13 protein-coding genes and 1 tRNA gene are annotated in these 12,039 nt (G+C 71.1%); 10 read left to right on the plus strand and 4 right to left on the minus strand.

Annotation, left to right across the window (positions count from 1 at the left end; all coding sequences use genetic code 11):
- Nucleotides 1-84: 84 nt before the first annotated feature.
- A complete protein-coding gene (locus D8M39_RS12750; protein ID WP_055084077.1) occupies nucleotides 85-276 on the plus strand; it encodes a hypothetical protein in 192 nt (63 codons plus the stop codon).
- Between the two features lie 162 nt (nucleotides 277-438).
- Here the strand turns inward: D8M39_RS12750 and D8M39_RS06600 are convergent, their stop codons facing one another.
- Both D8M39_RS06600 and D8M39_RS06605 read right to left on the minus strand, forming a co-directional pair.
- The gene (locus D8M39_RS06600) at nucleotides 439-1,002 is read right to left on the minus strand and encodes a histidine phosphatase family protein (protein ID WP_055084075.1); all 564 of its coding nucleotides are present in this window, start codon (nucleotides 1,000-1,002) and stop codon (nucleotides 439-441) included.
- Nucleotides 1,003-1,132: 130 nt separating this feature from the next.
- The gene (locus D8M39_RS06605; RefSeq protein WP_055084073.1) at nucleotides 1,133-1,579 is read right to left on the minus strand and encodes a YsnF/AvaK domain-containing protein; all 447 of its coding nucleotides are present in this window, start codon (nucleotides 1,577-1,579) and stop codon (nucleotides 1,133-1,135) included.
- Between the two features lie 113 nt (nucleotides 1,580-1,692).
- Between D8M39_RS06605 and D8M39_RS06610 the strand changes: the two genes are divergently transcribed.
- The 3 genes from D8M39_RS06610 (at nucleotide 1,693) to D8M39_RS06620 (ending at nucleotide 4,246) form a co-directional block, all read left to right on the plus strand.
- Nucleotides 1,693-2,328: a tetratricopeptide repeat protein gene (locus D8M39_RS06610; protein ID WP_126874674.1), complete on the plus strand. Its 636-nt coding sequence runs from the start codon at nucleotides 1,693-1,695 to the stop codon at nucleotides 2,326-2,328.
- Nucleotides 2,325-3,428, plus strand: coding sequence for an aldo/keto reductase family oxidoreductase (locus D8M39_RS06615; protein WP_126874675.1), 1,104 nt, complete (start codon nucleotides 2,325-2,327; stop codon nucleotides 3,426-3,428). Before D8M39_RS06610 ends, D8M39_RS06615 begins: the two co-directional genes overlap by 4 nt.
- A 263-nt stretch (nucleotides 3,429-3,691) precedes the next feature.
- A complete protein-coding gene (locus tag D8M39_RS06620) occupies nucleotides 3,692-4,246 on the plus strand; it encodes a DUF2617 family protein (protein WP_126874676.1) in 555 nt (184 codons plus the stop codon).
- 142 nt (nucleotides 4,247-4,388) lie between these two features.
- Here the strand turns inward: D8M39_RS06620 and D8M39_RS06625 are convergent, their stop codons facing one another.
- On the minus strand, nucleotides 4,389-4,865 hold the full coding sequence (locus tag D8M39_RS06625) for a thioesterase family protein (RefSeq protein ID WP_055082834.1): 477 nt from the start codon (nucleotides 4,863-4,865) through the stop codon (nucleotides 4,389-4,391).
- 118 nt (nucleotides 4,866-4,983) lie between these two features.
- Here D8M39_RS06625 and D8M39_RS06630 point away from each other — a divergent pair, with 118 nt between their 5' ends.
- The 3 genes from D8M39_RS06630 (at nucleotide 4,984) to D8M39_RS06640 (ending at nucleotide 6,940) form a co-directional block, all read left to right on the plus strand.
- A complete protein-coding gene (locus tag D8M39_RS06630) occupies nucleotides 4,984-5,622 on the plus strand; it encodes a YdcF family protein (RefSeq protein WP_232300204.1) in 639 nt (212 codons plus the stop codon).
- A 98-nt stretch (nucleotides 5,623-5,720) separates the two neighbouring features.
- On the plus strand, nucleotides 5,721-6,584 hold the full coding sequence (locus D8M39_RS06635; RefSeq protein ID WP_094393443.1) for a metal-dependent hydrolase: 864 nt from the start codon (nucleotides 5,721-5,723) through the stop codon (nucleotides 6,582-6,584).
- 272 nt (nucleotides 6,585-6,856) lie between these two features.
- Nucleotides 6,857-6,940 (plus strand) — tRNA-Leu (locus D8M39_RS06640).
- A 75-nt stretch (nucleotides 6,941-7,015) separates the two neighbouring features.
- Here D8M39_RS06640 and D8M39_RS06645 read toward each other — a convergent pair.
- Nucleotides 7,016-7,504: an Lrp/AsnC family transcriptional regulator gene (locus D8M39_RS06645; RefSeq protein ID WP_055082827.1), complete on the minus strand. Its 489-nt coding sequence runs from the start codon at nucleotides 7,502-7,504 to the stop codon at nucleotides 7,016-7,018.
- Nucleotides 7,505-7,669: 165 nt separating this feature from the next.
- Here D8M39_RS06645 and hisC point away from each other — a divergent pair, with 165 nt between their 5' ends.
- From hisC to D8M39_RS06660, 3 genes are read left to right on the plus strand one after another with little or no spacing between them, the layout of a single operon-like run.
- Complete coding sequence (hisC, locus tag D8M39_RS06650; protein ID WP_055082824.1) at nucleotides 7,670-8,848, plus strand: histidinol-phosphate transaminase; 1,179 nt, start codon at nucleotides 7,670-7,672, stop codon at nucleotides 8,846-8,848.
- 6 nt (nucleotides 8,849-8,854) lie between these two features.
- Nucleotides 8,855-10,297, plus strand: coding sequence for an amino acid permease (locus D8M39_RS06655; protein WP_126874677.1), 1,443 nt, complete (start codon nucleotides 8,855-8,857; stop codon nucleotides 10,295-10,297).
- A gap of 12 nt (nucleotides 10,298-10,309) precedes the next feature.
- Nucleotides 10,310-12,007 (plus strand): thiamine pyrophosphate-dependent enzyme, encoded by a 1,698-nt coding sequence (locus D8M39_RS06660; protein ID WP_126874678.1) that lies wholly within the window; start codon nucleotides 10,310-10,312, stop codon nucleotides 12,005-12,007.
- Nucleotides 12,008-12,039 lie beyond the last annotated feature (32 nt).

The following is a 12,039-nucleotide window of genomic DNA, read 5'->3' on the forward strand; positions in this document are numbered from 1 at the left end:
GCGCCTTCCCCTCTTGCGGATCCCCGGCACACCGGTTCCACCGCGCACCAGCCGTGCCCGTGGCCGCGAGAGAGCTGAGCACCCATGAGCAACGAGACACCCGCGGAGGTGGTGACGGCGGCCGTCGCCTCCGGCATGGCCAAGGCCACCGAACCCTCCGCAGCTCTCGTGCTGTTCCCGGCCGGGATCACCATCGTGATCCTCATGGTCATGGGGCTGCTCACCGGCGGTTTCGCCCTGACGCCCCTGGCCGCAATGCGCGGTCGCGTGCCCTGATCCGCTGTGGGCCGCCGCATTCTCCTGGTCGCCATCGGCAAGATCGCCGCCATATGGCTGCCCGTCATGGCGTTCTACGGCCTGGGCTTCAAGCGCGCCGTGGTCGACTTCTTCGTGGTTCCCGTGGGCATGCTCCACCGGGAATCACCGCGGTGCGATGGTTCAGCCGCGGGACTCCTCGGCGCTGGCCGCGGCCACCTCGGCGGAGGTGACGTCCAGGACCTCACCGTTAGCCAGGCTGTGCAGCTGGGTGCCGCGGATCCGGTCCACCGTGAGACGGATGATCGTCCCATGCGCCACCACCATCACGTTCTTGCCCGGGTGGTCCCGGATGATCTGCTGCAGCACCGCGATGCCACGCCGGATCACGTCCTCGGCGGTCTCGCCGTGGTGCTCCATGAAGGCGTGGCGCTCGTCATCGGACATGCCCGTGCAGTCGTAGCCCTCGGCGTCCCCGAAGGCACGCTCCACGAGGTCCTCGTACGTGCCGGACAGCGTCAGCCCGAGCTGCTCGCCGATCAGCTGCGCGGTCTCCCGTGCCCGTGCCAGCGGGGACGAGACGAGCACGTCCCAGTGCCGTCCGGAGGCGGCGAGTTCACGGCCGACCTCGCGCGCCTGCTCCCGGCCGGTCTCGTTGAGGGGGATGTCGGAACGGCCCTGCAGCCGCCCCTGCAGGTTCCAGTCGGTCTGGCCGTGGCGGATCAGTGTCAGGGTCGTTTCAGTCACCCGCCCAACCTACCCCCGTGCGCAGACAGGCCCGGCGGCGTCGTCGTGCCGTACCGACGTAATGCATCGTCAGGCCGTGCAGCGACGCCGCCTCAAGCACCGGCACCGCCCCCGAACCGGCGACCCGCCCTCAGACGCGCGGGTCCTCCTGCGTCTCAATGTCCACGCGCTCCTTGCGCAGAGTGTCCTCCACGACCTCCGTGTGCTCCACGCGCCGGGCGACGAGCCGCACCCGCTGGTAGGGCACCCGCACGGTCTGCACCACGGGCTCGGTGCGGTAGAGGATGACCTCGTCCTCCCCGACCGCCAGCTCCCGTCCGTCCAGGAACGCCTGGCGCTCCTCGGCCGTGACGGCGGTGCGCACCACGTCCGGCTCCTCGGTGGCCACGGTGACCTCCTGGCGCACGGGCTCGCTCACCACGTACTTGCGCAGCCGGGCGCGGCCCGTCTGCTCCTGCTCGCGGTGGATCACGAGCCGCTCCTCGTGGCGGACCACCGAGGCGGCGTCGCGCTCCGTGGCGTCCGAGTGGTGCGGCCAATGCGGGGTCTGTCCCGGCGTGGTGTTCTGTGCTGCCATCGTGTCCTCCAGAGGGCCAGAGAGAGTGTACGACCGAGATTATCAGCAGGGTTCCTGCGGGCCCCGCGCATGTAGCATTCTTAGACCCTGACGGGCCACGGGAGGATGCTGGGATGAGTTACTCGGACGACGGCAACGGATACTTCACACGAGCCCTGGACGCGGAGGACCGCGGTGACCACGCCCTCGCGGAGACGGCGTACCGCCAGGCCATCGAGCTGTTCCGCGAGGGTGAGGGCACCGAGCGGGAGCTCGCCGCGTGCCACTACAACCTGGGCCACGTCTACGTGGTCACGGAGCAGACCAGCAGGGCGGTCGTGGAGTACGGCAAGGCACTGGAGCACTTCGCCGGGCTGGAGGACAGCGGCAAGCACAAGGCGCGCGCCCACCTGATTCTGGGCTCACTGCTCGTGGAGACCGGGGACCTGCGCGCCGCGGAGGACCATCTCCTGGACGCCCTCGGCCAGTACCTGGACGCGCCCCACGACCCGCGGGACCAGGCGGACTGCTACGTCAACCTGGCCCGCGTCTACCGCGCGACCCGCCGCCCCGCCCAGGCCGTCACCGCCTACAACCGGGCCGTGGACTTCTACCAGGAGGACCCGGAGACCTGCCGGGACCGCTCCGACTGCTTCACCGAGCTCGGCTCCCTCTACGAGAGCACCGGCAAGCTGGACGAGTCCGCGGCGGCCTTCGCGGAGGCCGCCCGGCTGCGGCGCGCCGCCGAGCAGCAGGGGGGCCGCGCGTGAGCTCCCCGCTGGTCTACGGCTGCATGAACCTGGGTGGTTCGTGGGGTCAGACGGAGATTCCCGCGGCCCAGTACGACGTCGCCCGCGACGCCGTCCACGCCGCCCACCGCGCCGGGATCACCCTGTTCGACCACGCGGACATCTACGTGGGCGGGGACTCCGAGACCGTGTTCGGGCGGATCCTCGCGGAGGACGAGTCCCTGCGCCGCTCGGTGCGGATCCAGACGAAGTGCGGGATCAAGCTTCCCGGGAACACCGGCCCGGCGGGCTCCCCCGCCCACTACCGGCTGGACCGGGACTCGATCCGCTCCTCCCTGGAGGGGTCCCTTCGGCGGCTGGGCGTGGACCGCGTGGAGCGGCTGTTCCTGCACCGCCCGGACCCCCTCACCCCGCTGGGCGAGACCGCCCGCGCCCTGGACGAGCTGCACCGGGAGGGGCTGATCGGCTCGGTGGGGCTCTCCAACATGACCTCCCACCACGTCGCCGCTCTGCAGCAGCTGATGTGCGTGCCGCTGACCGCCGTGCAGATCCAGATGAGCCTGGAGCACCGGGACTTCGTGGAGTCCCAGGTGCTCGCCAACCACCCGGACGGCGCGGCGGTCTCCTTCCCCCAGGGGCTGCTCGCGCAGTGCGTCGCGGACGAGATCGAGCTCCAGGCGTGGGGCGCCCTGGCTGGCGGGGCGTACTCCGGTGCGCCGGCGCCGTCGTCGGGGCCCGTGGCGTCGTCCGGGTCCGCGACGTCGGAGGACGGCGGGGCCTCCGGGGCGGACGCCTCGTCCGGGACCGAGCCCGCGACGTCGACGGCGGACGGTGACGCCGCGCGTGACGCGACCGGCAGCGCTGGCGGGACGACGGCGACGTCGCCCCGGGAACGCACGAGCGCGCTCGTCGCCGAGCTCGCCGCACGCATGGACCTCTCCCCCGAGGCCGTGGTGGTGGGGTGGCTGCTGCGCCACCCGTACGGCATCCGCCCCGTGGTGGGAACGCTGAACCCGCGGCGGATCGCGGCGTGCGCGCAGGCGCCCCGGGCTGCCGAGCTGATGAACCACGAGGACTGGTACGCGCTGTGGACCGCCGCGCGCGGCCGCCCGCTGCCCTGAGGGACTCCCCGCGTCTGCGCCCTGCGTCGGTCGGCGACGGCGCTCCGCCCATCTCCAGTGCGCACCCAGCGGACCGTGGCGAGAGGGCTCGACGTACCTGCGCCGAGACCCCGCGGCGCCGACCACGGGGGCGCCCCACCGTCACCCAACGGTGACCCGGCGGTGCTTGCTTGTCCCCCTGCCCGGGGATATTTTCATGTGTAAAGCAAGGGCGATGGGCTGCCACAGCGCCACGCCGCGGTGCCGACAGGAAGACAGACACCATGGAGCATCTCTGGCTCACCCGCACGCCCGGGCACGTCGTGCGCCGCCCGGAGGAGTTCGGCTACCGCACGGACCTCCCGGCGCTCGACGCCCCCGCCCGACGGAGCCTGCACGTGGACGAGACCACCGAGGTGGAGCTGCGCGTGGGTTCCGGACACCACCAGTGCGTGGTCGGCCACGAAGGGGACCGGTGGATCGAGACCGTGGGCGTCTTCGAGGACGCCGCTGCCGGCCTGCCGGTTCTGCGCTGCGAGGCCCACCCCACTCCCTTCGCCTCCCAGGTGGAGACCGGCTGCACCGTCACCGAGCACTCACCCCGCGGGCTGCGCAAGGAGCTGCGGCGGCTGTGGGAGACGCTCGAGGCCGCTCCCCTGGCCCTGGCGGTGCAGGATCCGCAGGAGCCCACCGCGGTCACCGCGGCCACGTGCCACGCGGACCTGGTCTCCCGCGCCCTGCTGTGGTGGACCTGGCGCGTGCTGCCGGAGAGCGGCCACATCCTGCGCACCCGCGCGGAACTGCGGCTGGCGAGGTCGACGGTGCGAGCGGCCGCCTGAGCGCACCGCACCGTTCCAGCGGGCCCCGCCATGGCCCTGCCCCGAGGCTCCAGCCCCGGCCCGCTCGCCCCCGCTCACGTGGTCGGAGCTGGCGCCGCCCGAGGCCCAGCCGCCTCGCAGGCGCGCCGACCTCAGGCCAGCCTCAGAACGGCGAAGGCGCCGTGTACGGCTCCAGGAGTTCCCGCTGCTCTCGGGTGATCCGCAGGACCGTGCGCGTGGCCGGGACGAACAGTGCGAGCTGGGTCTGGGCGCGGACCACCGGGGCGCCGTCGTCGGAGTCGAGGACCTCGAAGCCCAGCACCAGCGTGGCCGCCCGGGCCGAGACCACCCACACGCGCACGTCCACGGGCACGTTGCGATACTCCAGCGGGCGCAGGTACTTGACCCGGTGCTCCGCGATCAGGGCCTGGGTGCCCTCCGGGAGGACCGAGAACAGCGGGATCCGGGCCGGCAGCACCTGCTCGCCCGTGCCCACGGGAACGCCGAACGCCGCAATCCGCGCCTCCTCCAGCACTCGGATGACCTCCACGTTGTTGACGTGGCCGTAGGGGTCCATGTCTCCCCAGCGCAGAGGGACCTGGCAGGTCACGGCGTGGTCGAGGTGCTCATTCGAACGCATGGGCTGTCTCCTTGCTGGGCGTTCGCCCGGTCGTCACGCGGAACCGGTGTCCGCGCTGCCACTGGGTGAGATGATATCGGCGGCAGATTCGCCGAACAGCCCACGCGGAAGGAACACCTTGGCAGAAACGGCGCCCGGAGAGGGCCCCGCGACGAGACGACGGTGGCCCCTGGTGGTGGTGATCGCCGTGGTGCTGCTGATCGTGCTGTGGCTCGCGGTGTGCCACGCGGTGCTGGACGATCCCCGCGTGGAGCGTCCCGGCGCCTCGGACGCCGTGCTGGTGCTCGGTCCCCCGGACCCCACGCGGGTGGAGTACGCGCAGGACCTCGTCTACAACCAGCACATCGCCAAGACCCTGGTGATCTCCGTGCCGGACGCGGAGGCCTACGACTCCCCCGAGACCGTGGCCTACTACGAGGCGCGCTCGTTCTGCAACGAGCACGACGGCGTGGAGGTGATCTGCTTCAAGCCGGACCCCTCCACCACCCAGGGCGAGGCCATCGAGCTGCGCTCCCTCGCGCAGGAGCGCGGCTGGGACACCGTCACTGCGGTGACGTTCACGCAGCACGTCAGCCGATCGCGGTTGATCCTCTCCCGCTGCTACACCGGCGAGCTGCGGATGGCCTCCGTGGACTTCCACCTGACGGGCACGAGCCTGCTCATGCAGTACGTGCACCAGAGCGCCGGATTCGTGAAGGCCTGGCTCACCCCCGGGTGCGACCAGCAGCTGCCCGGAAACCCGAAGTCCTCCTCCTGAACCGGCGGACGCTTATGCGGGTCTGAGCCCCTTCCTAGCCTGGGTTCCTCTCCTTCCCCGAGGTCTTGAGAGGACCAGTCCATGCCCAGGTCAGCCCCATGATGGGTCCCAGTCACGCCGCCTGCGGTGCCGCCGCGTGGGTGGCGCTCACCGGCACGTACACCGTGCAGCTCGCGGACGTCTCCCTCCCCGTGGGGCTCGGGGTCATGCCCGTGGGCAACGCCGGGGTGATCACCGGCTCGCTGATCTGCGCCGGTGCGGCCCTGCTGCCGGACCTCGACCACCCCGGCGGCACCGTGGCCCGTTCGCTGCCGCCGCTGTCCGGGTGGATCGCGAAGGCCACGAGCACGCTGTCCGGGGGTCACCGCCGGGCCACCCACTCGCTCGTGGGCCTGGTGCTCGTGATTCTGCTCGCGGTGCTCTCCCAGCGCGCGTCCGTCCCCGTGGGGGACGCGCTGCGCTGGCACTCCTTCTCCTGGCCCGGCACCGGCGGCGAGGCGGGCGCGGTCCCGGACGCCGCGGCGTCGCTGCCCGGGCAGGTGTGGCCATTGGCAGCGGTGCTGTCCGTGCTGCTGATCGCGTGCGCCGTGAAGGTCCTGGCGTTCGTGCCGGACCGGCTGGCCCACGCCAACTGGGTGGTGGGCATCCTGCTGGGCGCGTTCGTGGCCACGCACCCGCCCGAGGACCCGCGCTGGTTCGTGGTCGCGGTGGGGCTCGGGTGCGCAGTGCACATGCTCGGGGACCTGCTCACCACACAGGGCATCCACCTTCTGTGGCCCCTGCGGATCCCCCTTCCCCTGCCGAGCACGTTCTACCGCCGCAACGCGTTCGTGCGCCTGCCGGTGCTGGGCAACGCGGGTTCGGCGCGCGAGATCGCGGTCATCGTGCCCGTCACGCTCTACGCCCTGGCGGGCCTGTGCTGCGCGGCAATCTCCTGGGCGGGGCTCACCGTGAGCGTGTGACGACGGCGCTCGGGCCGGTTCATGGTTCAGCCGGGCCCGTTGCCGGTTCGGCTAGGTCGGCTGTCGGCTCAGTCGGGTCGGGTCGGTGGGTCGGGTCGGCCGGTCGAGTCGGCGCGGCGCCCCGCACGGGTGACGGACGCGCGGTGGTGGCGGTGCGGCGTCGTCGTGCCCTCGTGCTCTCGTGCCGGCGAGGGGCGCCGATTCGCCAAGGCGGCGGGCGTCGGGTATTGTTTTCGACGTTGCTCGCAGGCGCATGCCGAGCGGGACAACGAGCGCGAGTGGCGGAATAGGCAGACGCGCACGGTTCAGGTCCGTGTGCCCGAGAGGGCGTGGGGGTTCAACTCCCCCCTCGCGCACCGCAGAGAGATCCCGTTCGACCGGAAGGTCGGGCGGGATTTTCTCATGTCCGGGGCCGTCCTGCCAGCGCGAGCTCACTCCCCCACGACGTCGCCCACTCCACCCACCCGCGCGAACAGCGGCAGCAGCCGGTTCTGGAAGTGGGTCTGCAGCACGACGACGCTGCGTGTCCTGTTCACCGCGCCGGTCACGGCCACGGCGTCGAGGACGCGCTGGAGGTCGTCGTTGGACTTCGCAACCACGCGCACCATGACGTCGTGATCCCCGGAGACGGTGTACATCTCCACGATCTCCGGGATCTCCTTCAGCGCGGTGCCCACGGCGATGTGCCCCACCCCCTGGGCGATCTCGATCGAGACGATGGCCATCACGGGGTAGCCGAACTCCGCCGGGTTCAGCAGCGGGCCACTGGACTCGATCACCCCCGCCGCCCGGAGCTTGTCCAGGCGGGACTGGACCGTGGGCCGTGCAACCCCCAGTTCGCGGGACGCGGCCAGCACTCCGATGCCGTCCTCGCGACTGAAGAGCTCGACGATACGCACGTCCAGTTCATCGATCTTCATTCGGGCTCCTCGTGGTCCCACCGAAAAAGCATGACAATCTGTACAGCGACCCACCGGTAGATCGGCGAAGACTGAGCAGTGTGCTCAAATTTCGGATGACTGGTTGTCAACCTGGGAGTCCTGTGCCACTGTGACTCCGACCACAATGCCGTGAAGGAGCCAACCGTGACAACTCAGCACCCCGAGGACTCGGCCCAGTCCGCCGTGACCCTGCGGGCCGCGCTGCGTTCACTTCCCCCCTACAAGCCGGGGAAGTCCGCCGCCGCGTCCGACGTCGTCCAGTACAAGCTCTCGTCCAACGAGAACCCGTACCCGCCCCTGCCGTCCGTGCTGGATGCCGTGAACCAGGTGTCCCCGGAGATGAACCTCTACCCGGACATGACCTGCCAGGCGGTCACCCAGGCCGTGGCCCAGCGCTGGGGTGTGGAGCCGTCGTCCGTGAGCTTCGGCAGCGGGTCCGTGGAGGTGGCCTCCCAGATCATCCGCGCCGTGTGCGAAGAGGGCGACGAGGTCGTCTTCGCGTGGCGCTCCTTCGAGGCGTACCCCATCCTGGCGGGCCTCGCCGGTGCCACGGCCGTGAAGGTCCCCCTGGACGAGAACGAGCGGCACGACCTCCCCGCGATGGCCGCCGCCATCACGGAGCGCACCAAGGTGGTGCTCGTGTGCACGCCCAACAACCCCACCGGCACCTCCGTGGGCACGGACGAGCTGCACGAGTTCATGGCGCAGGTCCCGAGCAACGTGCTCGTGGTGGTGGACGAGGCCTACGTGCACTTCAACGTAGACCCGGACGCCGCCCGCGGCATCGACTTCTTCCGCGAGTACCCGAACGTGGTGGTCCTGCACACCTTCTCCAAGGCCTACGGTCTCGCGGGGCTGCGGATCGGCTACGCGATCGCCCCGGCCCATGTGAGCGCCGCACTGCGCGCCGTCGCCATCCCCTTCGGCGTGACCAACCTCGCCCAGCAGGCCGCCCTGGCAAGCCTCGCGGCGGAGAGCGAGATCGAGGAGCGCATCACCGCGCTGATCGAGCAACGCGACCACGTCCACCGCGAGCTCGCCGAGCAGGGCTGGAACGTCCCCGAGTCGCAGGCGAACTTCGTGTGGCTGCGTACCGGCGCGAAGACCCAGGAGGCGGAGGAGGTCTTCTCGCGCCACGGCGTGATCGTGCGCGCGTTCGGGGACGAGGGCATCCGCGTGAGCATCGGCTCCCCCGCCGGCAACCAGGCCTTCCTCGTGGCCGCGCAGGAGGTCCTCGACCTCGTCCGCGGCACCTCGAGCACCGCGAACCCTGCGAGCACCCAGGGCACCCCGGCCGCCTCGGACACCCGGAACGGGGGCTGATCCGCGATGAACGCACAGCGCGCACCCCGGCAGACCTCCGCCCAGATCCCCCTGGAGTCCACCTCCACGGTTCGCGGGCTCAAGCCCCGCCAGCTGACCATGATGGGCCTGGGCGGCGCGATCGGCGCGGGCCTGTTCCTCGGCAGCGGCAAGGGCGTGGCCGTGGCCGGTCCCGCCATCCTGGTGTCCTACATCGTGGCCGGTGCGCTGGTCATCCTCGTGATGTGGATGATCGGCGAGCTCTCCGCGGCGAACCCCACCACCGGTGCGTTCTCCGCGCACGCGCAGAACGCGTTCGGCCCCGTGGCGGGCTACACCGTGGGCTGGCTGTACTGGGTGCAGCTCGCCGTGGTGACCGCCGCCGAGGCCAATGGCGCCGCCACAATCCTCACGGGCATCCTGCACAACACCATGGGGGACGTCACCGTTCCACCCACCTGGTTGCTGAGCCTCGTGTTCATGGCCCTGTTCACCACCATCAACATGTTCGCGGTGAGCAAGTACGGCGAGTTCGAGTTCTGGTTCGCGTTCATCAAGGTGGGTGTGATCCTCGCGTTCCTGGTGGTCGGCGTGCTCATGCTGCTCGGCGTGATCCCGGGCCACGAGGGCGGCCTCTCCAACTTCGCGGACTTCGCGCCCACGGGCGTGGCCGGTGTGGGTGCCGGTCTGCTGATCGTGATCTTCGCGTTCGGCGGCACCGAGATCGTGGCGATCGCCGCCGGTGAGACGGCCGATCCGCAGCGCAGCGTGGCCACCGCCATCCGCACGGTGGCCTGGCGGATCTGCCTGTTCTACATCGGCTCGGTGTTCATCATCGTGGCGGTGCTCAAGCCCTCCCAGGCGGATCCCCCCGAGGGCCCGTTCGCCGCGGTCCTCAACGTGGCGGGCCTTCCCGCCGCGGGCAACATCATGGCGCTGATCGCCGTGTTCGCCCTGCTCAGCGCGCTGAACGCCAACATCTATGCCGCGTCGCGCATGATGCACTCGCTCGCCCAGCGCGACTACGCCCCCGCCGCGATCAAGCGCACCGCCCGCAACAGCGTGCCGCGCCGCGCGGTGCTGCTCACGGTCTCGTTCGGGTTCGTGGCGAGCATCCTGGAGGCGCTCTTCCCCGGCAAGGTCCTGGACACCCTGCTGTCCATCGTGGGCTCCACGATCATCATCATCTGGATCTCCGTGGCGGCCTCCCAGATCACGCTGCGGCACCGGCGCGAGCGGCAGAACCCGCGGGACGAGAGCACCACGTACCGCATGCCGCTGTTCCCGTTCCTGTCCTACCTGACGGTCGCGCTGCTGGTGGTGATCGTGGTGGTCGCCCTGTTCGACCCCGCGGCCCGCACCCAGCTGCTGCTCACGGTGGCCGCCACGGCCCTGATCGCCGTGACCGGCGTGTTCGTGACCCGGCGCACCACCCAGCCCGCCGCGGTCCACGCGGACCTCGACGAGTAGGAGAGCACCCGCATGAGCACCCACTCCGCGTCTTCAGCACCCGCTTCCACGCACGACGACGCCGCGCAGCCCCCGGTTCTCACGGCTGGCCAGGCCGCGGTGGCCGGACTGCGCGAGCAGGGTGTGGACACCGTCTTCGGCATCCCCGGGGTCCAGACCTACGAGCTGTTCGAGTCCCTGCGCAGGGAACCGGGCATCAAGGTGATCGGCGCCCGCCACGAGCAGGCCTGTGCCTACATGGCACTCGGCTACGCCCAGTCCACGGGACGGCCCGGAGTGTTCAGCGTGGTTCCGGGGCCGGGCGTCCTCAACGCGAGCGCGGGGATGCTGACCTCGCTGGCCACGAGCACACCCACCGTGTGCGTGACGAGCGAGATCCCGACGGACTTCATGGGCCGGGGCATGGGCCACCTCCACGAGATGCCGGACCAGCAGGCCACGGTGTCCTCGTTCACCAAGTGGGCGACCACGGTGACGGACCCCGCGGAGGTTCCCTGCGCCGTCGCCGAGGCCTTCGACCAGGCGACGGGCGGACGGCCCGGACCGTCCGTCGTCGCCATCCCGTGGAACGTGCTCACCCGGCAGGCGCCCATGCCGCCGGTGGAGCTGGTGCCCACGCGGCCGCACGGTGCGGACGAGGACGCCGTGGCGCGCGCCGCGCAGGCACTGGCCGGTTCACGCAACCCCATGATCATGGTGGGCAGCGGCGCCCGGCACGCACGAGAGGGCATCCTGGCGCTGGCCGAGAAGCTGCAGGCGCCGGTGGTGTCCCTGCGCGGCGGCCGCGGGATCGTCCCGGACGACCACCCGCTGGGGTTCTCCAGCGCGGCGGGGTTCGAGCGCTGGGCGGACACGGACGTGCTGCTGGCCGTGGGCACCCGGCAGGAGCTCGTGTGGTTCCGCTGGCCGGACACGCCCGAGGGCCTGGTGACCGTGAACGTGGACATCGACCCGGCCCAGCAGGAACGGCTCGAACCGACCGTGGGGCTCACCGGCGACTCGCGCCTGGTGGTGGACCAGCTGCTCGCCGCCCTGCAGGACGCTCCGCAGCGGCCCTCGCGGCACGAGGAGCTGGCGGGGATCAAGGAGAAGGCGCGGCGTGAGATTGCCGAGCTGAAGCCCCACGCCGACTACCTCGCGGCCATCCGGGAGGTCCTTCCCCGGGACGGGTACTTCGTGGAGGAGGTCTCGCAGATCGGCTTCGCCTCTTACTTCGCGCTGGACGTCTACGACCCGCGGCACTTCATCACGTGCGGCTACCAGGGCAATCTGGGCTACGGCTTCCCCACCGCGCTGGGCGTGCAGGCTGCGCACCGGGACAGCGTGGTGGTCTCCGTGACCGGTGACGGCGGGTTCATGTACGGCGTGCAGGAGCTCGCCACCGCGGTGCAGTACGGGCTCAACGTGATCACCGTGGTCTTCGACAACGGCGCGTTCGGCAACGTGCAGGCGGACCAGGTGCGCATCTACGGCCACGGCTCCGGCACCGAGCTGCGCAACCCGGACTTCGTGGCGATGGCCGAGTCCTTCGGGGCACTCGGACTGCGTGCCACCACCCCGGAGGAGCTGCGCTCCGCGATGGCCGAGGCGGTCGCCGCGAAGCGCCCCACGGTCATCACGGTCCCCATGCCGCTGTCCCTCGAGCAGAGTCCGTGGCGCTTCATCATGCCGGCGAGCCGGGCGAAGGCGGCGGAGCCGGAGCGGGGCTGACGGCTGGCGAGCGGCGCCTGCGGCGTCGCCGA

This window comes from Kocuria sp. HSID17590 (genome assembly GCF_003989485.1).
Taxonomy (GTDB): Bacteria; Actinomycetota; Actinomycetes; order Actinomycetales; family Micrococcaceae; genus Kocuria; species Kocuria salsicia.